The sequence below is a fragment of the Pseudarthrobacter sp. SORGH_AS 212 genome, from assembly GCF_030818145.1.
Classification (GTDB): Bacteria; Actinomycetota; Actinomycetes; order Actinomycetales; family Micrococcaceae; genus Arthrobacter.
In genome coordinates this window covers 2,733,684-2,756,505 of sequence record NZ_JAUTAA010000001.1, presented here as the reverse complement: position 1 = coordinate 2,756,505, position 22,822 = coordinate 2,733,684, and the positions used below count along the sequence as shown (strand labels likewise).

General features: G+C 67.1%; 18 protein-coding genes and 1 pseudogene. 13 read left to right on the top strand and 6 right to left on the bottom strand.

Annotated elements, in window-relative coordinates:
• Positions 1-133: 133 nt before the first annotated feature.
• The 4 genes from QE394_RS12505 to QE394_RS12490 all read right to left on the bottom strand — a co-directional run bounded on the left by QE394_RS12505 (position 134) and on the right by QE394_RS12490 (position 3,847).
• Positions 134-1,765 carry a DUF222 domain-containing protein gene (locus QE394_RS12505; RefSeq protein ID WP_349034670.1) on the bottom strand — a complete coding sequence of 544 codons (1,632 nt, stop codon included), beginning with the start codon at positions 1,763-1,765 and terminating at the stop codon, positions 134-136.
• Positions 1,766-1,812: 47 nt separating this feature from the next.
• On the bottom strand, positions 1,813-2,157 hold the full coding sequence (locus QE394_RS12500) for a hypothetical protein (protein WP_349034669.1): 345 nt from the start codon (positions 2,155-2,157) through the stop codon (positions 1,813-1,815).
• A 231-nt stretch (positions 2,158-2,388) separates the two neighbouring features.
• The gene (locus tag QE394_RS12495) at positions 2,389-2,871 is read right to left on the bottom strand and encodes a hypothetical protein (protein ID WP_349035446.1); all 483 of its coding nucleotides are present in this window, start codon (positions 2,869-2,871) and stop codon (positions 2,389-2,391) included.
• Positions 2,852-3,847: a patatin-like phospholipase family protein gene (locus QE394_RS12490; RefSeq protein ID WP_349035407.1), complete on the bottom strand. Its 996-nt coding sequence runs from the start codon at positions 3,845-3,847 to the stop codon at positions 2,852-2,854. Before QE394_RS12490 ends, QE394_RS12495 begins: the two co-directional genes overlap by 20 nt.
• A 452-nt stretch (positions 3,848-4,299) precedes the next feature.
• On the opposite strand from QE394_RS12490, the gene QE394_RS12485 reads away from it, so the two are divergent.
• From QE394_RS12485 to QE394_RS12460, 6 genes and pseudogenes are all read left to right on the top strand, one after another.
• Complete coding sequence (locus QE394_RS12485) at positions 4,300-5,199, top strand: MurR/RpiR family transcriptional regulator (RefSeq protein WP_056077891.1); 900 nt, start codon at positions 4,300-4,302, stop codon at positions 5,197-5,199.
• A gap of 97 nt (positions 5,200-5,296) precedes the next feature.
• A pseudogene (locus tag QE394_RS12480) lies at positions 5,297-6,268 on the top strand (NAD(P)-dependent oxidoreductase); the annotation flags it as partial.
• Positions 6,269-6,353: 85 nt separating this feature from the next.
• Positions 6,354-7,901, top strand: a complete 1,548-nt coding sequence (locus QE394_RS12475; RefSeq protein WP_349034668.1) for an aldehyde dehydrogenase family protein — start codon at positions 6,354-6,356, stop codon at positions 7,899-7,901.
• Positions 7,902-7,909: 8 nt separating this feature from the next.
• Complete coding sequence (locus QE394_RS12470; RefSeq protein ID WP_349034667.1) at positions 7,910-9,211, top strand: M20 family metallopeptidase; 1,302 nt, start codon at positions 7,910-7,912, stop codon at positions 9,209-9,211.
• Positions 9,208-10,584, top strand: coding sequence for a DUF3100 domain-containing protein (locus QE394_RS12465; protein WP_349034666.1), 1,377 nt, complete (start codon positions 9,208-9,210; stop codon positions 10,582-10,584). The genes QE394_RS12470 and QE394_RS12465 overlap by 4 nt, the downstream gene beginning before the upstream one ends.
• Before the next feature lie 185 nt (positions 10,585-10,769).
• A complete protein-coding gene (locus tag QE394_RS12460) occupies positions 10,770-11,306 on the top strand; it encodes a flavodoxin domain-containing protein (protein ID WP_349034665.1) in 537 nt (178 codons plus the stop codon).
• A 118-nt stretch (positions 11,307-11,424) separates the two neighbouring features.
• On the opposite strand, the gene QE394_RS12455 is transcribed toward QE394_RS12460, so the two are convergent.
• Both QE394_RS12455 and QE394_RS12450 read right to left on the bottom strand, forming a co-directional pair.
• Complete coding sequence (locus QE394_RS12455) at positions 11,425-12,276, bottom strand: hypothetical protein (RefSeq protein WP_349034664.1); 852 nt, start codon at positions 12,274-12,276, stop codon at positions 11,425-11,427.
• Between the two features lie 20 nt (positions 12,277-12,296).
• Positions 12,297-13,235 carry a LysR substrate-binding domain-containing protein gene (locus QE394_RS12450; protein WP_349034663.1) on the bottom strand — a complete coding sequence of 313 codons (939 nt, stop codon included), beginning with the start codon at positions 13,233-13,235 and terminating at the stop codon, positions 12,297-12,299.
• Between the two features lie 242 nt (positions 13,236-13,477).
• On the opposite strand from QE394_RS12450, the gene QE394_RS12445 reads away from it, so the two are divergent.
• From QE394_RS12445 to QE394_RS12415, 7 genes are all read left to right on the top strand, one after another.
• Positions 13,478-14,611, top strand: a complete 1,134-nt coding sequence (locus tag QE394_RS12445; protein ID WP_349034662.1) for a PrpF domain-containing protein — start codon at positions 13,478-13,480, stop codon at positions 14,609-14,611.
• A 120-nt stretch (positions 14,612-14,731) separates the two neighbouring features.
• Positions 14,732-16,081 carry an SLC13 family permease gene (locus QE394_RS12440; protein WP_235501469.1) on the top strand — a complete coding sequence of 450 codons (1,350 nt, stop codon included), beginning with the start codon at positions 14,732-14,734 and terminating at the stop codon, positions 16,079-16,081.
• 195 nt (positions 16,082-16,276) lie between these two features.
• A complete protein-coding gene (locus QE394_RS12435; RefSeq protein ID WP_349034661.1) occupies positions 16,277-17,428 on the top strand; it encodes a DUF6226 family protein in 1,152 nt (383 codons plus the stop codon).
• A 144-nt stretch (positions 17,429-17,572) separates the two neighbouring features.
• A complete protein-coding gene (locus QE394_RS12430; RefSeq protein WP_261621085.1) occupies positions 17,573-17,806 on the top strand; it encodes a hypothetical protein in 234 nt (77 codons plus the stop codon).
• A 100-nt stretch (positions 17,807-17,906) separates the two neighbouring features.
• Positions 17,907-18,461, top strand: coding sequence for a hypothetical protein (locus QE394_RS12425; RefSeq protein WP_349034660.1), 555 nt, complete (start codon positions 17,907-17,909; stop codon positions 18,459-18,461).
• Entirely contained in the window at positions 18,458-21,334 is a 2,877-nt protein-coding gene (locus tag QE394_RS12420; protein ID WP_349034659.1) for an ATP-binding cassette domain-containing protein, read from the top strand. The genes QE394_RS12425 and QE394_RS12420 overlap by 4 nt, the downstream gene beginning before the upstream one ends.
• Positions 21,335-21,780: 446 nt before the next feature.
• A complete protein-coding gene (locus tag QE394_RS12415; RefSeq protein WP_314214943.1) occupies positions 21,781-22,731 on the top strand; it encodes a serine protease in 951 nt (316 codons plus the stop codon).
• Positions 22,732-22,822: the final 91 nt, after the last annotated feature.

Sequence of the window (22,822 nt, the reverse complement as noted above, 5' to 3'; positions counted from 1 at the left end):
TGAGGCTGTTTTCGGGTGCGCCCGTAGCTCAGCGAAGCGATAGTGGCATTCCGAGCAACGACTGCGTAGAGCGGCCCCCGAAATTCGCGGGAGCGCGTTCCGGCGACTTCCGAATGACGTTTAGCTGGAAGAGCTAGGCAGCGAGGTACGCAATGAGGGCATCCTCCAGCGGGCTGACATCCCCGGCGGCACCGCCAACTTCATCGGGAGTTCCGCCGTCAATGTTTGGAGGCATGTTCGAAACCCCGGCAAGCAGCGCGAGCGGCAGCCGTGGTGGCACCCAGTCCGGCTGTTCCGCCGGATAGTGGCGCCCGCTAGGTGAGGTCCAGCCCGGCGGTTCAATCCTGCTGGCCGGAGTAGGTGTCCAAGGGCTTTGATGCTTGAGCCTGTGGTGTTTGGGGCACAACTGTGCCAAATTACTGATTCCCGTTGCCCCGCCGTGCTGCCAAGCGATGAGATGGTCGTTCTCGTTGTCCTGCGTGTGGTTGCAGCAGCCCGGGAAGGTGCATTTGCCATCCCGCATCCTCAACCAACGCTTCAAACTTTCGGGGAGCCGGTAGTTCGTCCTGCCGATCTCCAGCGGCGCCCCGTCCTGGGGGTCCACCAGAACCCGGTAAAACGACCCGGCCCCCTCGGCAACGATCCTCCGCGCCACCGATGCCGGGACAGGCCCGTAACCGTCCACCTCGCCCGGCTCGTCCGTGGCGCCAAACAGTGAGAACACCGGGACTGTGACCAGCACGTCAGCCTTGGGCGCCGGGAGCTTTTCCAGATCCTGTCCGGTACAGCCAAGGAGAAGGTTGGCGCTGGCGTCTACCCGACGCTGGCTCAATGTGCGCGGGTCATCGGGGTTCTGCAAACCGCGCGCGATAGCTGTGGCTTTGTTCCAGATTGCGCAGGCGGTCTCACCGGGAAGTATGAGGCAGATCTGGGCCATCCCGTCAGCCAAGGGTCGGTACTCCATGCGCCGGTCCGCCATGCTCATGGCCCGCCGCAACTCCAGCGAATCGGGATACTGGCGCTCGCGCCAGGCCCGGACCTTCCTGCGGAAGCGAGACGGCACCAGCTCCCCTGGAGCGGCACCACGGGCAGCATGGGGCGCGTCGGGATCAAAGAAGTGCGTTTCCAATGCTTTGACGCCGTCAGGTTCCAGGCCCGCTGTTTCATCCGCGAGAATCCGCGCGTGCTGCCAGGAGATGGCGCCCGCCTGCAGCTCGTCCAACGCCGCAGGCAAAGAGTTCGTCAGCGCGTGCGCTTCACCCAACAGGGCGGAAGCCGCCCGCTCGCCGACGGTCAGCACACATGCGACCTCAGCCACCAGGGATTTCTCACGCGCGGAGGCCTCATAAGAATCGGCGGCCGGGCCCTCGATCTGGGCTGACGCCTCAGCGTACGCGGCTACCAGCCGGACCTTGGCGGCCGCCGCGGCAGCTTCGACCCGTGCCAGCACTTCCAGCCCTGCCAAGCACGACTCGGCCAACTCCCCCAACGGATCAGCAGAGATGGGGGCGTCACTTCGACCGGCTCCATGGCTGTGCGCATCACCACCGGCGTTGACGTCCCATAGATGCTGGCCGGCGCCATTGCCGCGTACAACACAGCCGGTGCTATTGCTGTGGTCGGTGTCGTCGCAGCTGTGATTGCCTGGTGCCGCCATGGGACCACGCACAACACGCGCCAGTTCATCAACCAACCCGGCCACCGATGCAACGGCAGCGGCCACCGTGGCCTTGCCTCCCACATCTGTGACCGCTCCGGTTTCCATAACTGAAGCATGGCAGGAGGGTCTGACATTTTGAGTGGGCTGCCCACCTAGGCGGCGAGCGGCATATCGAACAGCTGCTCGGCCAGCCTGATCAGGTGCCGGGGAGCATCTGCTTCCTCCCACGGTTCTGCGTGGCCGAGGAACGTGACCGACCCGTGGATAGTGCTCGCCACGTCCAATCCGGCTTCCCGGAGAAGGACTTCGGCCCGAACATTGTGGAAGATCCGGCCCGACTCATTGGTCAGGTAAGCGTGCCAGTCATGTCCGGCAAGCACTGTAACTTCCCCTGCCGCTACGCGCTGCTGTGAAGCGGCGTCCAACTGCAAGGGCCGGATGTGGACGGGGTGGGTGAGCCTGGCAGGAATCACCAGGGCATTGAGGAGGCTGTTCATGACTCGTGTGTCTTTCGTCCGTCCGCTGACCGCTGATTGCTGGCGATGTGTGCGGAGTGCCTTTTGCCGATCGCTGCGCAACGTAGGCCGTAAGCCACTGCGCAGCAATGTGCGCCGGAAAGCCGTAGGGAGGGGTAGGCATCGGGTCCGGGCGCCGGAGGGCAGTTGCTGCACAGTGACGCGGGCGGCCGGACGGGGCTAGGAGTTCCCCATCCAGCCGCCCGCGGGCTTTTAGCGCTGGTTCTTGCGCGGCTTGGCGAAATTCAGTTCACTGTGTTCGTGCCTGGCCTTTTTATCGGCCCGTTTTTCAAGAATCGACTTGCCCGCTTTTTTCGCGGCGCCGCCTTTGGGGGATTTTCCGGACATCGGAATCACGCCTTTCTGTGCTTGCGTTAACCGATACCATACCCACTTTTTATTTTTATGCCAGTCCTGCCGGGAAGCACCCGCCGTCGGAGCGCATCCCTGCAACAACGGGCATACTGGCGTGACCAAGGCGGTCAACCCGGCTGACATCTTTCCACCGAAAGGCGACTGCCAGGTCTTTTCCTGTAAGCGTCGGGTTACAGAAAAAGACCGACGTCGCCTTGGCTTTCCGGATTCTCCAGAAATAGCACAAATTGGGTCATGGAAAACCAGGACCACCCACTGTTTTTGCACCGCGAAAAACTCAACCTGAACCTTTTCCAGAGATTCAGCGCCAGAATTCGACAAGTTCCTCGGCGAGGCCCAGTCCCTGCTGATATCCAGCGCGGGCAGCGGCCGGCCGCAGCGACACATCCATCGCATTGGCGCCGAACAGCTGCTCAGAAGCGCTGTCCGGGAAGACCGTTTCCACCCTGCTGCCGCCGGCGCGCAACCCTCTGACCTGCGACGCGAGATGCATCCCCCAGTCAGCGGGCGTCCGCGACCGGCCGCCAAACGGGGACAGGACGAGCACGCGGGCATATCCCGATGCCAGGTCGGCATTCTCGGCGTTGGCCCGGTAGCCGCCGTCGATATAGGCACCCCCGCCGGAGCTGTACGCGAACCCGCTGGCGCAGCTGGCTGCCACGGCGTCCACGAGGTCCACCCCGCTCTCGCGGTCGAACACGACGGGGTGGCCGGTGCGGGCATCCACCGCCGTGATGAGCGTGTACCGGTCCGGCCACAGCTGATGCGGCAGCCGCGCTGCCACGGTGGCCCGCCAGCGGTCTGAAGGGTCGTAGTCTGCAGCCAGGTCCAGCGCCGCGGCGCCAATTTTGCGGCGCATGTCGGCCGCGTCCACGGACGCCGCGATGATCCTGCCCGTTCGTTCCAGGTGGTTCACCGCTCCACCGGCGGGCGACGGCCGCTGGGAGCCTGAACCCGAGCCGGCAGCACCGGACTGAAGCCGGGAACCGGCATACACCGTTCCGGAAGTTGCACCGCCTGCCGACGGTCCGGGTGCCGCCGGATCCGCAGGTACCGCGTCCGACGCCGGCCTGCGGCTTTGGGGCGGAGCGTCCAGGATTGCGGCCAGCAGCTCAGCCGGGGTCGCGCCTGAGATTTGGGCCGCCGCCGTCGAGCCGGCCGATGTCCCGATGACGAGGTCGGCGTCGGTGACATCCAGCCCAGCCTCGGACAAACCGGCCATGACGCCGATCAGCCACGCGTTGCCGGTAGATCCGCCGCCGCCCAGGACCAAAGCCCGTTCACCGGACCCGGGCATCCGGGGTGTGGCATCAGTGCCCGCCACAGCAGACGCAGTTAAAGGAGGTGCGGAAGTGGGCGCCGAAGCGTCCGAGAAATGGCTCGAAGGAACAGCATCAAAAGGGAAGGAAGAAGGTGAAGACATGGGAGTCGCCTTTCGCGAATTGCCTGGTGGGGCGCTCCCGGCGGCGGCTAGCTCAGCCGCGTGATCGTGGACTGCCGGGGAGCACCCATTACGGATACAGCGTTCATGGGTCTCACCTCCTGCGGTCGTGTCACGATCACCGGAATCGTCGCACAACGTCGCGCCGTTGCGCAATGGCCAAGGTTTTACATTCCCGAAACGAAAACACCTAGCCGCAAACAAAATTGCAGAGTAGATTTGGTGCAATCAGGTTTGCAGAGTGATCTACAGCACAACCCTGCGTTACAGGCCAGCAGAACAAACCACCGTTACAGGACGGGTACACCTTGAACACCAACGCCATCAGCGAGAAGGCCGCAGCGGGAGAAGCCGGCGAGGCTGGCACCTCGTCTGGCGCCTGGCTGGGCGATGCGCTGCCGGATGTCCCGCTCACCAAGGCCCAGAGCCGCGTGGTGGAGATCATCACCCGCAACCCGCAGCTCTCCTCCTACGCGGACATCGCCGAAATCGCCCAGCGCGCGGACGTGAACAATTCCTCCGTGGTTCGCACGGCGCAGCACCTCGGCTACCGCGGCTGGCCGGACCTGCAGCGCGAACTCCGCTCCCGCTACCTCGTGATGATCTCCACCGAGGACACCCTCACCGAACACGGCGAACACCGCAGCCCGCTCCGCGAGGCCATCACGCACGACATCGAAAACCTGCGCCTGACGCTGGATTCCAACACCTCCGAGGAAGCCGAGGCGGCTATAGCGGCGATGGCCGCTGCCAAGTCCATCACCGTCGTCGGGATCGGCTCGTTCGCCGGACCGGCGGGCGTTATGGCCCACCTCGGCTCCACCATGGGTTACCCCATCTCGCTGGAAAACCGCGCCGGCGTCCACCTCGCCTCCAGCACCAACAGCCTGGGCCCCGGCGATGTGCTGGTGGTCATCAACATGTGGCGCTCGGTGAAACACATCATCATCGCCGCCGAGGCCGCCAAGCAGGCCGGTGCCACCGTCATCGCCATCAGCGACCTGCGCCGCGGCCGCCTGGCCACCGCCGCCGACCACCTGCTGGTGGTCGCCTCCGAAGGCATCTCCTTCTTCCAATCCGTCACCGCCGCCAACTCCCTGGTCTACGGCCTCCTCGCCGGCATGGAAGCCGCCCACCCGGAACGCAGCCGGGCCACCATCCGCCGCACCCAGCAGCTCTGGAAAGACCTGGACATCTACCTGGACTAAACACCCCGAACTAAACAACCGCAGGTTCGCGGCAACGCCCGGCAAGCACCGGGAAGATCCGCACCAGCAACCACCAACCGCCACAGGCACTCAGGAGTACCGCATGAACGAGCCACAAAACCGCCGCATCGCCGTCATCGGCCTCGGCGCCATGGGCGGAGCCATGGCCGCCACCCTGCACAAAGCCGGCTGGGAGGTCACCGGCTTCGACCCCTCGGACGCGGCCCGCGAGGCAGCAGCAAGCATCGGCATCAACACCACTGACAACCTCGCCGCCGTGGCCGGAACACCCTACGCAGTGCTCTCCCTCCCCGCGGCCAGCATTGTGGAAACCACGGTGCCTCAGCTCCTCGCGGCCCCGGGCACCGTGGCAATCGTGGACACCACCACCTCCGAGCCGGCCACCAGCAAGCACATGGCCGGGCTCGCCGAAGCGCAGGGTGCCGCCTTCATCGATGCTCCCGTATCCGGAGGCCGCGACGGCGCCGCAACAGGCATGCTGAGCGCGTTTGTCGGTGCCACGGGCGCCGCCCTGGCGGCCGCAGAGCCGGTCCTGCTCGCCCTTACCGGCGGGAACTACAGCCACATCGGCGGGCCGGGCAGCGGCAACGTGGTCAAACTCCTCAACAACGTCCTGGCAGCCGCAAACCTCGCCTCCGTGGGTGAGGCGCTGGGCGTGGCCAAGGCCTACGGCATCGATCCCGCGACGGCGGCCGCCAGCATCAGCGGCGCGTCCGGCGGCAGCAAGGTCTCGGCCAACATGTACCCCAACTGGGTGCTCACCGGCACCCACGATTCCGGCTTCTCCATGGGCCTGATGGCCCGGGACGCGTCCCTCGCCGTGGACATCGCAAAGCAGATCGGGGAGAAACCGGCCCTGCTGGCAACGGTGGCCAACCAGTGGCAGGACGCCCTGGCAGTGCTCGGCCCCAAAGCCGACTTCACCGAGATTGCCCGCACCGTGGCACCCGCCATCACCCCCGCCGGTGCACCAGCCACAGGCACAAGCGCTGGAACAGGCACAAAAGCAAGCGCAGCAACCCCGGACGCCACGTCCCCAGCGGCCTGAATCGCCGCCTGAAAGACCATCCCTCCGGCCCCAAAGCCCAAGCCCCAAAGCCAACCGCCCCAAAAGCCCGTAAGGACACAGCATCTTGAGCAGCACCACAGCACCAACATCCTCCTCGGCGGCCACCGCCAAGGCAGTCCTGGACGCCACCTTCCCCAACGGCCTCGGCGCCTTCGTCGCGGGACGCGTCGCCACCGGCAGCGGCGACGCCATCACCCTCACCGCCGCCGCCACGGGCGAACCCTTCGCCACCTACGCGGACCCCGGCGCCGAAGGTGCCAACGCCATCCTGGAAAGTTCGACGGCGGGCGCCAAAGTGTGGGGCGCACTGAACGGTTTCGAGCGGGCCGCCATACTCCGCAACGTCAGCCGCGCGGTGGAGCAGCACGCCGAGGAACTGGCCATCCTGGAATCCGCCACCACGGGAAAGCCCATCCGGGACGCCCGCGTGGAGGCCGCCAAGGTGGCGGAAATGTTCGGCTATTACGCCGGCTGGGCGGACAAGCTCACCGGCCAGACCATCCCCGTCCCGGGCAACTGGCACACGTACACCGAGCGCGTGCCGTGGGGCGTCGTGGTGGCCATCACGCCGTGGAACGCACCCATGTTCACGGCCGGCTGGAACTCCGCCGCACCCCTGGCCGCGGGCAACGCCGTGATCATCAAGCCCAGCGAGTTCACCCCGGCGTCGTCCGTCCGGCTGGCCCAGATCGCCCACGAGGCAGGCCTTCCGGAGGGCGTCTTCAACGTGGCCGCCGGCCTCGGGCAGACCGTGGGCGCAGCCCTCACCACGGACCGTCGCGTGGGCAAGGTCAGCTTCATCGGTTCCGTCCCCACAGGCCGCAGGGTTGCAGTGGCCGCAGCCCAGGCGGGCATCCCGGCGCTGCTGGAACTCGGCGGCAAGAGCGCCAACATCGTGTTCGCCGACGCCGACCTGGAGCGGGCCGCGGACGGCGCCATTTCCGCCATCTTCTCCGGCGCCGGCCAGTCCTGCGTGGCCGGGTCCCGGCTCCTGGTGGAACGCAGCGTGCACGCCCGGTTCGTGGAAATGGTGGCGGCGAAGGCCGCGTTGCTCCGCGTGGGCGATCCCCTCAGCGAAGACACGGAGGTGGGCCCCATCATCACGGCGCAGCAGTTCGCCACGGTCAGCCGCCTGATCGAGGCGGGAATGGACGACGGCGGCCGTCGCCTCACGCAGGCAACGTTGCCGGAGTCGTTGAGCGGCTCGGCGCTCAAGGGCGGCCACTGGGTGATGCCCACGCTCCTGGACGGCGTCACCCCGGGTAACCGGCTGGAAACCACTGAGGTCTTCGGCCCGGTGGTGGGCGCCGATGCGTTCGATACCGAAGCCGAGGCCATCGCCCGCGCCAACAACACCAACTTCGGCCTGGCCGGCGCGGTGTGGACCTCGGACGTGTCCCGCGCCCACCACGTGGCCCGTGAGGTCAAGGCCGGCACGTTCTGGATCAACGCCTACAAGACCATCCACGTGGCGGTGCCGTTCGGCGGCTTCGGCGACTCCGGCCACGGCCGTTCCTCGGGCCCGGGCGTGCTGGACGAGTACACGCAGGCCAAGGCCATCTGGGTACCCACCCGTGCGGCAGGCTCCCCGTTCCCGTCCCTGTCCTACTAGGAGGCCCCATGGAAACCACCGACACAGCCGGCACCGAGCCCACGAGCACAAAAACTACCGGCACTGACTCAACTGGTACTGCCACGACCCCGGCGGCGGACGCCCTGCGCGCGGCCCTGGCGGACGGCGTCGAACGCTGGAAGCCCAAGGTGGAGGAACTGGCCCGGAATATCCACGGCTACAAGGAAATCTCCTTCGAGGAAGTCCAGTCAGCGGAGGCCATCAGCGCGCTGCTGGAGGAGGGCGGCTTCACCGTGGAGCGCGGCACCTCCGGGCTGCCCACGGCCTTCACCGCGAGCGCCGGCAGCGGCGAGCTCACCGTCGCACTGTGCGTGGAGTACGACGCATTGCCGGGCATCGGCCACGCGTGCGGGCACAACCTGATCGCCGGAGCTTCGGTGGCGGCGGCACTGGCTCTCCAGCCGTACGTGGACGAACTGGGCATCACGCTCAAGGCCATCGGCACGCCGGCGGAGGAGCACGGCGGGGGCAAGGCGCTGATGCTGGAGCGGGGAGCGTTCGACGGCGTGGGGCTGGCTTTGATGGTCCACCCCGTCCAGGACGGGCTGACCTACAACCCGGCCGGGACCAGTGCCCAGGCCGTGGGCCGGTACAAGGCCACGTTCACCGGCAAGGCGGCCCACGCAGCAGCTGCACCGCACCAGGGCGTGAACGCTGCCGACGCTGCGGTCCTCAGCCAGGTGGCCATCGGCCTGCTCCGCCAGCAGATCCCGTCAGACCACCGGATCGCCTGCTTCGTGGCCGAGGCCGGGCACGTCACCAACATCATCCCGGAGAAGGCAGTGGTGGAGTTCGAGTGCCGTGCGTTCACCCTGCCGGAGTTCCGCGCCCTGCTGGAACGCGTCCGCCGCTGCTTCGAGGGCGCCGCGATCGCCACCGGAACCACGCTGGAGTATGAGGACACCGAGCCTCTGTACGAACCGCTGCTCCAGGATGACGACCTCGCAGCGCATTGGACCTCGGCGATGGACGCGTTCGGCAAGGACACGTCCCGGTCTTCGGGCCTCAGCGGCGGGTCCACGGACATGGGGAACATTTCCCAGGTCATCCCGTCCCTGCACCCGTGGCTGAGCATTCCCGGTGCGGACGTCCCCATCCATTCGCATGCGTTCGCCGCCCTGGCGGACACTCCCCCTGCATACGGGGTGATGTTCGAGGCAGGCACCGCCCTGGCCTGGACCGTCGCCGCCGCTGCCTCAACCCCCAACCAACGCGAACGCTTCACCCAGGCGGCGTACCGCCGTCGTACTTCCCCCCAGGAAGCTGTCACCCAGGAAGGCGCATCATGAGCACTGCCAAAACAGCCCGGACGGACACTGCCGGCACCAGGCTGACCATCCCCATCGCCGCCCTGGCGTTCGTCATCGCCCTGACCGTCCAGTTCATTGGGCAGGCCAAGATCGATCTTGGAATCGGCGCCATCATCATCTTCCCCATGGTGTGGGGCCTGATCCTCGGCCTGCTGGTCTCGGTCCAGAAGTTCAAGCCGCTGGGCATCGACCTGCAGCGGGTGGCCGCGGCCCTGGTGGGCGTGGCGGTGCTGCTGCTGGTGGCGCGGCTGGCGTTCAACATCGGCCCCAGCCTGCCCACCATGCTGAAGGCGGGCCCCGCGCTGCTGCTGCAGGAAGTGGGCCACCTGCTGGGCACCATCGTGCTGGCGCTGCCCCTGGCCGTGCTGCTGCGCATGGGCAAAGCCACCGTGGGTGCCACGTTCTCGCTGGACCGCGAACCGTCCTTCGCCATGGTGTCCGAGAAGTACGGGCCGGACTCGGACCAGTACCGCGGCGTGCTGGCCATGTACGTGTTCGGGACGCTGTTCGGCGCCGTGTTCATTACGCTGCTGACCTCGCTGGTGGCCAACTGGAAGATCTTCGATCCGCTGGCCCTCGCCATGGGCGCCGGCGTGGGCTCGGGTTCCATGATGGCTGCCTCGGTGGCGAGCATCACCGCCGCCTACCCGGGCGACCAGGAAGCAGTGCTGGGCATGGCCGCCGTTTCCAACCTGATCACCACCGTGCTGGGCGTCTACGTGGGCATCTACATTGCGCTGCCGCTGGCGGACAAGTTCTACCGGGCGCTGACCCGCAAGCAGGAAACCCGGCAGGCAGTGGCTGCCGGTGCCGCCGGAACCACGGCCGGGCCCAGCGCCGCAGACCTTGAGCGTGAGGCAGCACAGGCCGAGGAAAACCGGCTGTTCCGGGAGCGCGTGGCCGAATCGTCCGCGGCGATCAAGCTGCCGCTGTGGCTTTCGCTGTCCGTGCTGACGGTCCTCGGCATCGGCACGGCGTCGGTGGCGGCCAAGGGCTTCAGCCTCAGCATTGTGGGCGGCTACGCCGTGATGCTGGCGCTGGTGCTGGTCAGCATCGTGCTGGCGAAGCTGACCCGGAAAATCTCGGCCATCGTGTTCATCACCACCATCGGCGCCTACATCTCCAGCCCGTGGTTCTTCGGGGCCGAACCGCTCAACGCCGCCGTCAAGACCGTTGACTTCCTGTCCATCGCCACCGTGATGCTCACGTTGGCCGGCCTGTCCCTCGGCAAGGACATCCCGCTGCTGAAGAACATCGGCTGGAAGATCATCCCGGTGGGCCTGGTGGCCATCACGGCCTCCTTCCTCCTCTCCACGGTGATCGCCGAGTTCGCCCTGGGGCTCTGGCACTGACACCTGCACGGCCCTAGCGGAACCTACGGAAGCGGACGGCGGCGGGTACATCCCGGCGTCGTCCGCTTCCGTTTCATTGGCACGTTCCGGAAAGCTGTGCGCGCCGGGGACGTTCGGCCCTACGCCTGCGGGGAAGGGCTTGGCAGAGTGGCTTCGACAGGCACGCCATCCCGAGGAGGCCAGCGATGAGCAGGATCTACATTCCCTACGGAACCACCGAGGGGCAGACGGCAAAGATCGCCGAGTTCATCGCGGACGTGTTCCAGGCACACGGCCATGACGCCACAGCGGCGGACATCAAGGACGCCGGCGAAGCCATCCCCGACGGGTATGACGCTGTCCTGGTGGGTGCCTCCGTCCACGTGGGCAAGCACGAGAAGTACGTTGGGGAGTTCGTCCGGAAGAACCGCGAAACCCTGGAGCGGCTGCCCTCCGCGCTGTTCTCGGTGAGCATGGCGGCGCACGGCGACACCGAAAGTGCCGAGGGCTACGTGGGCAAATTCGAGGACGAAACCGGGTGGCGGCCCGCGCAGGTGGGGCTGTTCAGCGGTGCCATCCCCTACACCCACTACGGGTTCGTCAAACGCCTCATCATGAAGCGGATCGCCAGCAGCCAGGGTTCAACGGACACGGACACGTCCCGCGATTACGTCTACACGGAGTGGGACGGCGTGAAGCATTTCGCGGAGGATTTCCTGGCGCGGCTCCAGCCGGCCACCTGAGTTTCCGGGCGCGGTCCGATTCCACATCACAGACGGACGGACGACGGCGTGAGGTTGCCGCCGCCGCCCGTCTTCCTGCCGTGGTATTCGTGCCATCGGGCGAACCTCCGTGATCCATCTACCGTGCTGCGGACTCCGCCGACTGGTCCTTCGGCGCGCGCGGCGTTGCCTGTTTTGCCTTGGGGCGGCGCTTCCCCCTCCGCCGGCGTTGGCCGGGGATGACGAACGGCGGCCGGGGAGCGCCGAGCTTCGGCCCGATCCAGTGCCGCCCGCCGATCAGGATCCCGGCGAGGGTGCCGAAGGCCCACGCGTGGGGGATCCCGATCTGGCCGACGGCACCACCTACGAAGCCCATCGCGATGTAGACCACCGGAATAGCCAGCAGCAGTCCGTTCCTGATACCCAGGGGCGGCGGGAACCGGAAAAGCGCCCACCCCGCCAACATGGCTGTGGCCAGAACGGCGGCGCTGCCCGCCGTCGGTGAGAGCAGCAGCAGTTGCCACGCTCCTACCGCCAAGAGCACCAGCGCGCAGGCCGCGTTGATGAGCGCGAGCCGCCATCCGCCGTCGTACGTGCCGTCATCCCTGAGGACGCGCTTGCGGGACTGCCGGAACTCCGCACCCGCCGCCCGCCCGGACCAGACGTGCCCGCCGACGATGCCGCCCACCAGGAACCCGACAAACCACGGTGCCGACGCGGGGACGGCCAGCCGGTCCGCCACATCGATGGAAATCAGGGTGAAGTAGTTCAGCAGGAGGGTCCACTGCATCACCACGAAAGCCCTGACAGATTGCGAGACCACGCGGTACATGACGAACGCGTACACCGCGCCCACCAAGAGGAACGGCAGGGTCTGCAGAATCCTGCCTCCGGCCAGCCACGCGAACACTCCGAGCACCACAGCGATCAGGGTGCCGTAGAAAATCCGCCCGGCCCACACGTCGTTCTTCAATAAGTCCTTAACCCCCACAGGTCCAAGGGTAGGGGAACCTAGAGGTAGTCGCCGGCCCGTTCGCGGGCGATCTCCAGCAGTGTGGTCTGGAAGGCCACCTCGGCCGGGGCGTAGACCTTGTCCTGCCGCTGGGCGAGCAGGACGCGGCGCAGCGGCGCTTCGTCGCCAAGGCTGAGCACCCGGACGTCGGGGTGTTGAAGCGCGACGGCGGTTTTGGGCACCATGGCCACGCCCATACCCACGCTCACCATGGCCTGGGCTTCCTGGTAGTCGTTGGCGAGGAACCCGATGGCCGGTTCGAACCCGGCGTCGTGCGCTGAACGCTGCAGGACCTCCACCACCGGGTGTGCCTCCGCGCGGACAATCCAGGACTCGTTGCGCAGGTCCTCCATGCTCACCTGTTCCTTCCCGGCCAGCGGGTGGCTGGCCGCCACCAGGATGACGGTGCTTTCGCGGAACACCTCGGTGACCCGAATGGAATCGTTCTGGAACCTGTTCCACGGGTAGTCCCACAGCAGGCACAGTCCCGTCACCCCGGACTGCAGGTCTGCCACGAGCTCGTCGAAGCGGGCGCTGCGCAGCGACAGGCTGATGGCCGGGTACCGCTTCTTGAAGGAACGGATGACGATCGGCAGGAAGGACCCGGCCAGCGTGGGGAACGTGCCCACCGTCAGGGCGCCCCGCTTGAGGCCGGCGATCTGGTCCAGGTCTGACTGCGCCGCCTTCATCTGGCGCAGGATCTGGCGTGCGTGGCCGGCCAGCACCTGCCCCGCCTCGGTGGGCACCACCCCGCGGGAACGGCGGGTCAGCAGCGGCTGCCCCACCTCCTGCTCCAGCTTCCGCAGCTGTTGGGACACCGCGGACGGCGAATACAGCATCAGGTCCGCCGCCGCCGTGATGGAACCCTGCTCCACCACCTCCAGCAACACGGCCAGGCGGCGTACATCGAAAAGTTGGGCTTCGTCATCGTGAAGCATTGCTTTACCCCTTGGCGGAACTGGTTAAAACGGTTCATGCGGACTGGCATCCCTGCGGTAGCAACGACGCAAGCTGCGCCGTATGTGGCCAATAGCCAGCGAAAAGAGTCAGCAACCACAGTGATTGAAGCAATGCTACATCCCCCTTCAATTATTGAACATTGTCTTAATTTGTGATCCGGATCAATCTTTTATCAGGGCCCCTCGCAGTAACCGAGGCAATGAGGAGATGTGAAAGACCAATGAAGATCGAAGCAGAGTGGATGCGCGGAGGCACGAGCAAGTGCTGGGTGTTTGAAGCCGGCCATCTGCGCGAAGGCACCAGCCTGGACGCGCTGCTCCCCCGCGTATTCGGCAGCCCGGACTCGCGGCAGATCGACGGCGTTGGCGGGGCAACCTCCACCACCAGCAAGGCCATGATCCTGCACCGTCCCGACGACGAGGGCATCGACGTCGACTTCACCTTCGCCCAGGTTGGCATTGAGGAAGCCGCCGTGGACTGGGGCAGCAACTGCGGAAACTGTTCCGCCGTGGTTGGCCTCTACGCCATCGAAAAGGGCTGGGTGGTTCCCGGCGGCGACGTCACCAGGATTGTCACCCGCAACACCAACACCGGCCAGGTCATCGTCCAGCGGGTAGCCACCCCCGCCGGCGCCCTGCCCATCGTCCCCGACGCGCAGATGCCGGGCGTCCCGTTCCCCGGCTACCGCGTGGGGCTCGGCTTCCAGGATCCTGCCGGGAAAACCACCGGTGCGCTGCTGCCCACCGGATCGGCCACGGACACCATCACCGCCGGCGGAACCCGGTGGACGGTATCCATGGTGGACGCCGGCGCCCCCGTGGTGATCGTCCGCGCCGAGGACCTCGGCCTGGACCCCGCCCGCTACGAAAGTTGGCTGCCCGGCGTCGAACTCCAGCTCGACACCCTGGACCAGATCCGCCGCCAGGCCGCCGTCCGCATGGGCCTGGCCGCCACCACCGCCAGCGCGGCGCGGGCCATCCCGAAGCTCGCTGTCGCCGCAGCCCCCGCTCCGGCGGGTTCGTCTCCGGCAGAAGCGGAAGCCAGCGACCTCAACGTCATGATGCTCTCGATGGGCCGACCCCACCCGGCGCTGGCCATCACCGGCAGCATCGCGCTGACCCTGGCAGCCCGCACACCGGGCACCGTCCTGCACCAGATGACAGGCGGCACCCAAGGTGCCGCACTGAAGCTGCGGACCCCCGCCGGGGTCCTCGAAACCTGGACCGAAGAGAACGCCGGCGGAGTGCTCGTCGGCGTCGACCGCACGGCCCGGACCATTGCCACCACCGTTATCCACCTCCCCGAGGCCCTCGGCAACGCTGCCGAGGAAGCCCTCGCGGGAGCCACTCGATGAGGAGTAACCGCCATGACTAACACCGTGCAGCAGCCCACCAGCACCGTTGAGGAAACCCGGGACCAGCAGTCACCGGACCAGAGGTCACCGCGTCCCAACCGCCGCCGCCGTATCCTGCTGATGGCGGTGGTGGGCATCACCCTCCTGGGCGCGCTTGCCCTGTTCCTGGCGGGAGGCGTCTTCAACCAGGCGCCAACCGCAGGATCGGAGCCGAGCATGACCGCAGTGCAGATCATCCCGCTGATCATCCTGGTGGTGATGTTCGTCGTCGCCACCAAGTGGCCGCTCAACATCGGCGTGATGGGGCTGGTAGCGTCCTTCGGCGTCGGCTATTTCATGCTGGGCATGACCGACAAGGAGATCCTGGCGGACTTCCCGGCCAACATCGTCATCACCATCATCGGCGTCACCTACTTCTTCAGCATGGCGCAGCGCAACGGCACCATCGACATCATTGTCCAGTCCTGCGTCCGCATGGTCCGGGGCAAGACGCTCCTGCTCCCCTGGGTGTTCTTCCTGATGGCCGCAGCACTGACCTCGCTGGGCACCTTCTCCCCCGCCGCCGTCGCGCTTCTTGCACCCGCTGCCATCGGCCTGGCCTATGAGTCCCGCATCCACCCGGTAGTGATGGGCGCGTTCCTCATCAACGGCGCCCACGCCGGCGGCTTCTCCCCGCTCTCCGTGGCCGGCGTGCTGGTGCACGACATCGCGGTGAAGAACGGCTTCCCCATCTCACAGGGCGCACTGTTCACCGCCAGCTTCGCGATCAACCTGATCCTCTCCGTACTGACCGTGGTGCTGTTCGCCCTGCTGGGCAAGCTGCGCGAAGGCGACGGCCAGCACGCCGACCTCGAAACAGGCAGCACCGGCCGCCCGCACGGCCAGCAGATCCTGACCCTGGTACTGATCGTCGCCATGCTGGTCTGCGCACTGGGCTTCCACATGCCCATCGGCTTCGTGGCCCTCTCCGCAGGCCTCCTGCTGGCCTTCGTCAACATCAAGGAACACCAGACCTTCATCGGCGGCATCTCCTGGTCCACCGTCCTGCTGGTGGCCGGCATGATCACCTACGTATCCCTGCTGCAGCACGTCGGCGTCATCGACACCCTCGCCGAGCAGGCCCTCGCCCTGGGCGCACCGCTGCTGGTGGCACTGGTGCTCTGCTACGTGATCGGCGTCGGCTCGGCCTTCGCATCGTCGACGGCGCTGCTCACCGCGTTCATCCCGCTGGCCGGGCCGCTGCTGGCCACCAGCTCGCTGAGCGCCTCCGGCACCGTGGCGGCCCTGGCCATCGCGGCCACCGTTGTGGACGTCTCCCCGTTCTCCACCGACGGCGCCCTGGTGGTGGCCAACGCCCGTGAGAACGACCGCCAGCGCGTGTACAAGCAGCTGATGATGTACGCCGGCGGCGTGGTGCTGGTTGCCCCGGCACTGGCCTGGGTCCTGCTGGTTCCCACCGGCATCATGTAAGCCCGGATGCCGCTCCCGCACTCCCTTCGCAACAGGAACCCCGAAAGTCGGGCGCAGGAGCGCGCATCCGTCAGTCAAAAGGCAGGACCCTCCAGAGGTCCTGCCTTTTGGCATGTGCGGCCGACGCGCACCGCAGCCCGTAACCGGCGCTGCTTCCCGGCTGCGGCCTGTTGCCGCTCCGGCTAGGATCGCGGCATGGGGTCAGCGGAGGAGTTGTTCGAAGGAAAGCCAACAGGATTGCCGGAGCCCATGGCGCGCGGCAGTGCAACCTACCGGCTGGCGTCGGACCCGGCCCCACCCGTCAGGCACCTTGGCGGCTACGAGCGGTTTGTTGAGTTCTGCACGGGCCAGGGCGTCGAGGCCGGGGAGCTCGCCGCGGATCCGATCAGGCTCTTTCGGTTCCTGCGCGATGTGGGCCAGGACATCGCGGACGACGCAGCCCTCAAGCATGCGGCGGGCGTGTTTGCGGGCAACGCCCTCGCGAGTGCCAGGCCGGACGCGGAATGGACAGCGTACGAGGGCGCGCCCGTCATGGTGGGAACGGAAGACCTGCGGTTCGACGTTGACCGCCTGCTCGACGCCCTGCGCGAAGTGGACGAGGCAGCGCTCCAGGGGTTCATCGCCAAGGTGTCCGAGTGGTCCGGGGACCAGCCCGATCCGCCGATGATGCAGCCGCAGCCGAAGTCCCTGCCAGCAGCCCGCGCCTATATCCGGCCCGCACTCCCGGAGGATAGGTACTACGCCGAAGACGGCACTGCCATCCCCTACGGCCGGAGGTGGGGCGATGGACCACCTGACCCGGATTCGTACAGTGTGGACAGCCACACCGAGAGGTTCGCGGGGCTGCACCTGGTGGCCCGCGCCCTCATCGATCACCTGGTGGCCGTGTACGACGTGGAGGTCCGCGAGGACAACGCGGTGGCTGCCGACCTGCTGGTGGACGTCAGGGACGTGGTGGCCCCCATCAAAGTCACGCCGCGGGCTTCCGGCGCAGCCCCGCTGACATTTGTGCTGACCGGCTACCCGGGAGTTGTGGTCCACGCCGGGATGCTGCACAGCTTCCCTTTTCCCGTGTGTGGCTGCGATGCGTGCGACGAGACCGTCCTGACCGAGGCCGACAGGCTGGAGCGGCTGGTTCTCAGCGTGGCGGCCGGCGGATATGCCGAACGCTACCCGGTGGGGCGCCGGCGATGGCGGGAATATGCACTGACAGCGTTCGACGGATCCGGCGCCGAAAGCGGCAAAGGCGAGCCCGGCCCCATCGATGAAGCCATACTCCACAAGGCGGAAATCCGGCTCAGGGACGTACAGGGCGGCTGGGCTCCCTGGCCGCTGCGGCAGCGCTGAGGACCGGGGCAAGGCACTGACGGAAGCGTACGACGGCGGGCGCCCACCCGGCGTCGTACGCTTCCGTTCTGGTGCGCGGGGCCGCAGCCCGCAAACGGCGCACCGCTACACTGGCGGATACCAGCCATCACAGGGGGAAGTGCAGTGCTGAACAATTTTCGCGAGGCAGCGGAGGCCAGGCGGGCAACACGGGGCCGACGAATGTACGGCTACATTTCCGCGGCCATCATTGTCGTTTTGATCCTGGCAGTCATTTTCTGGAGCCTGCCTCTGTGGCTGTTCATCGCCATCGTGGTGGCCGGGATCGCGCTCGACATCGTCCTGCTCCGCAAATGGGTCAACGAGGACCTTCTCAGCAAGTCCAGAGCCGGGCAGTAGCGCCAGGGTCTTGCTGACCGGGAAGCACCCGGCCCGGAACGCAGCGTCACACAACGTGACGGCACCTGTATCCGGCCGGGCAACGCCCTACCCTTGACAGGTGACTTTGACTACGATGCGCACCGCCGCCGCGAGCTCCCTCGCCGCCGCCGGTCTCCTGTTGACCCTTGCCGCCTGTTCCACGCCGGCCGCCACCCAGCCTTCCTCTTCCGCCCCCGCCTCCTCCGCGAGCGCATCCGCCAGCGCCGATGCCGGCCCCTGCACCGGTGTGAAGGTCATTGTCGATTCCGGTTCGCTGGACCAGGCCGCCGCGGACACCTCGGTCTGCGTGGACGCGGACGGACCCACCCTGGCCTCGGACGTGCTGGGCAAAGCTGACGTGAAGATCGAAGGCACCGCCAAGTACCCCACGAGCTTCGCGTGCCGCGTCAACGGTGTGCCCGCTGCGGACTTCGACATCAAGCACAAGGGCGGAACTGTCCGCGAAGCGTGCGATGACAAAAACACTGTCTCCTATTGGGCCCTCTGGGTGAAGCCCGCCGCCGGCACGTGGGGTTACGCGCAGGAAGGCCTGGACAGCCTCAAGCTCAACCCGGGCGACAGCCTTGAACTGCTCTACACGGTGGACAACGAACCGGCAGCCCCCGCGGCATGACCTTCCGACCCGCGCCGTTACGCGCAGCGGCGGTTCTCGCCGTTGTGTTTATCGCGGCGCGGGTCATCTACCGCGTTCTCTTCAACGGGGCGGGCCTCGGTGCGCCGCTCCTGCTGGACCTGCCCCCGCTGCGGCTGCCGGCCCCTTATGCCCATGTGGTCCTCCTCGGCCCGGTCTCGGCGCCGGGGGTGTGGGCGGCAGTCGTTTCAGCCCTCCCCATTGCCGCGACCATCCTCGCGTTCGGCCTGCTGAACGCCTGGGTGGACGTGGCCCGCGGCTTCGTCCACCTGGCCCGCCGCGGCCCCCTGCAGGGCATCGCCCGCATGCTGGTGGTGGCGTGGTCCGCGCTCCCTGCGCTTGCCGACGCCGTCACTTCCGTGCGCCTGGCGTTCCGGTTGCGGGGCGAACGGTTCGGTCCGCGCGCCCTGGTGCCGATACTGGAGCGGACGCTGGAGCACGCCGGCCGGGTTGCCGCCGCCCTGGAGCTGCGCGGCTTCGGCAGCAGGGGTACGCCCGGTTCCCTTGACGACGACGGCGGCCCGCTTCAGGTGCGCGGCGCCCGGTTCCGCATTGGCCGGACGCAGCTCCGCGTCGCCGAGTTCACGCCGTCGTCCGGGACGGTGTCGGTGATGACCGGGCCTACCGGTTCCGGCAAGTCCACCATCCTGCGGGGCATTGCCGGGCTGCTGTCCCATGTTGACGGCGGTGAGGTGGCCGGGACGGTGCGCGTTGGCGGGCTGGACCGGGTGTCGACGCCGCCGCGGGAGACCGCCGGGGTGGTTGGGGTGGTCCTGCAGAACCCCCGGGCCGCGTTCGCCACCACCCGGGTCCGTGACGAGATCGCCCTGGCCCTGGACCTCCGCGGTGTGGCAGCGGCCGATTCCAAGGCCCGCGTGCAGGAAGTGGCGGACCGCATCGGCGTTTCGGCATTGCTGGACCGGACCATCAGCACGCTCTCCGCGGGCGAGGCGACGCTGGTGGCCATCGCCGCCGCGGTGGTGGAGCAGCCGGCGCTGCTCCTGGTGGACGAGCCCCTGGCCGACCTCGACACCACAGCACGCGCCCGCGTCATTGCCGTGCTCCACGCTCTCGCCCGCGACGCCGGTGTCTGCGTCATTGTGGCGGAGCACCGGGCGGAAGCGCTGGTCCCCGTCGCCGATTCGTGGTGGACCATCCGCGACGGCGCACTGGTGCCAGGGGTGGCTCCAGCTGCTGCTGCGCCCGCCCCCGTCATGGCCGCCGTCGTTCCCAGCCCGGCGGCCGCGGCCGTACTGGCCGCGAAGAACCTCGCCGTGCACCGCGACGGCAAGCCGCTGGTGCAGGACGCATCCATGACCCTGCACCGCGGCGAAGTGGTGGCGCTGGTGGGCCCAAACGGCGCCGGGAAGTCCTCCGTCCTGGTGGCGCTGGCGCTCAGCGAAGTCAAAGGTGCCCGGGGCAAGGCCTGCAAGGGAACAATCCGGAGGGGAACAGCCGACGGCGGCAGGGTGGCCCTGGTGCCGGACGCCTCGGACGACCTCTTCACCAGGGACACCGTGGCCGGCGAACTCAAGGCCGCCGAGCGGCGCCTGGCCCGCCGGACGAACGCCGCACCGCTGCCGCCCGGCTACGCCGCTGAGCATCTCGCCCGGCTGCGCGGGAATGGCGGCATGCCGATCGGGCACGAGCATCCCCGGGACCTTTCCGCCGGTGAACGCAGGATCCTCGCCATCGCGCTGCAGACCCTGGACCGGCCCCAGGTCCTCCTCATCGACGAGCCCACCCGCGGGCTCGACCCGGCAGCCCGTTCTGCAGTGGCGGCGGCGTTGCGTGCTGCGGCCGACGACGGCACGTCAGTCCTGATTGCCACCCACGACCACTCCTTCGCCCACGGCCTCGGCGCCCGCATCCTGCCGATGCGTGACGGCGTGGTGCCCGCGGTTGCGTTGGCGCCCGCGGAATCCGCGGCTCCTGTCCCTGCCACCGCGGCCCGGCCGCTCACGGTTCCCCGTTTCCTCGACAGGCTGCCGGACGTCCCGGCCCGGCAGAAGTCGCACCGCCTCCGGATGCCGCGGCCTGTTGAGCTCGCTGTCCTCGCAGCCGCGAACCTGCTGGCGCTCGGTGCTTTCTGCTGGCCCCTGCTGGCCGCGGCCCTCCCGGCGGATGCCGCCGCAGCCCTCCCCTACGCGGCCCTGGCCATCGCACCCGTGGCGGCTGTCGCCGTCGTGGTTCTGCTGGACGGATCGGTGCGCTCGGCGCACACCGTGGCACTGCTCGGTGTGCTCGCAGCGGTGGGTTCGGCGGTGCGGGTGGCGAGCACCGGCGTCGGGGGCGTGGAAGCGGTGTTCATCCTGCTGGTCCTGGCCGGCCGGGCGTTCGGGGCCCGGTTCGGACTCCTCCTTGGTGCCGCGACCATCGCGTTGTCGAGTGCGCTGTGGGGCGGAATCGGGCCGTGGACGCCGTTCCAGGTTTTCGCGTGTGCGTGGGTGGGCGCCGGGGCGGGTCTGCTCCCCAGGAAGGTGCGCGGGAAGGCCGAACTGTGGATGCTGTGCGGGTACGGGATTGTGGCGTCGTACCTGTTCGGGCTGCTGACCAACCTGTGGTTCTGGCCCTTCGCGGTGGGTGCCGGCACCGGCATTTCGTACGTGCCGGGGGCGCCGCTGGGCACCAACCTGAGCAGCTTCCTGCTCTACTCGCTCCTGACCTCGACGGCGGGGTGGGACACACTGCGGGCCGTCACCACCGTCGTCGGGATCGTCGTGGTGGGCCGGGCGATCCTCGCGGCTCTGCGCCGGGTGAAGCCGGTCTCCGGCGGAATTTCGAAAGACCGCGCCCGAGAGGTCCAGTCACCTGAGTCATCCTCGAATGGGACCCGCCACCAGCTCACGTCCTAGGGTTTTGCTGAGCTATTGAGACGTCAAACAAAACCCCCTATTTACGGTCCAGAAAAATAGGGGGGTCTTGCTACGGAAATTGTTCTTTTCGCGGATTAGCTTTTAGGTAGTCGTCTTCCGCGGCTGCCCGCCGAGCGTTAGGACCAAATTCAATGAAGACCAGAAAGCTTCTAGCCCCGGCAATTCTTCCATATATCACTGCTGTTTCCCTGTCCGCGCTGTTGCTCGCCGGATGTACTGCGCCTGTCGCGTCACCGCCTCGGGAAAGTTCACCAACAACATCTGCCACGGTGACGCAACAACCGTCACCGACCAGCCCCGTCCCGAGTCCTTCGCCGACGACTGCACTGCCCACGTCATCGGAGCGGGCGGCGCCGGCGTCCTGGCCGGAGGTGGTGGCCGAAGTGCAGTCCGGGGTGGGACAACTGAGCGTCACAGGCTGCGCCGTGAACTCCACCGGCACCGGCTTTCTGGTCGCTCCCGATCTTGTGGTCACTGCGGCCCACGTCGTTGACGATGCTGCAGCCATCAGCATCGACTTTGGCGGCACCTCGGTCGGCGGCGTGATCTTGGGGTTCAATGAACTTGCAGACCTGGCACTAGTACGCCTGGAGTCTAAAGCGGCAGGCCATCAGTTCCAGTTTCAATCCTCGGAGCCACCAATTGGAACCGAAGTTGCCGCCCTCGGCTTTCCTCAGAGAGAGTCGTTAACCCTTACCAGGGGTGTTGTAAGCGGGCTGAACCGCGATATCAACTTCGGGAGCGGAGTTATCGGCAACATGCTGCAAACTGACACCGCAATCAATCCAGGAAACAGCGGTGGACCTCTGCTCAACCTGGAAGGGAAAGTCACTGGAGTAGTTAGCGCAACCCGGAAGGACTCGGAAGGCATGGCCTACGCAGTCACCGCACCTAGAGTTACTGAAGCGGTATCAGAATGGCAAAAACGGGGAGTACCGATGGCACCCGTTGATTGCGGGGAGGCTCCCGCGCCAAATTCCGGGATATTCCCCATGAAAGTCAGCTCGAACCATGATCAGGCCAACAACATCGGCCAGGCTTTGTTACTGCACGGCCAAGGCATCAACCGCGGCGCTTACTCTGCAGCTTTCAAACAATTCACACCGGAGTTGGGGGCAAGTTTCGGTGGCGAGGCAAAGTGGAGTGAAGGACTCGGCTCGTCTTACTGGACGAAGCTCGAGGTAGTCAACGTGACAGGAGCAGGAGATTCCCTGGAAGCTAACGTTCTTTTGCAGACACGACAGGACGCCGGACATGGAGTCGATGGACAAACCTGTTCCAACTGGCGAATCACCTACACCATCGTGTGGGACGGAGCAGCTTGGCGCATAGCGGGAACTTCCTTGCCTCACGGCAAGCCCCAGCCCTGCAACTAGGACTGCCGCTCTCGGGAATCACTAAGGCGCCGGGGCAGCGGTGGCAGCTTGGGAAAGCTGCAGCGCACACAAAAAGGCGGACGACGGCGGG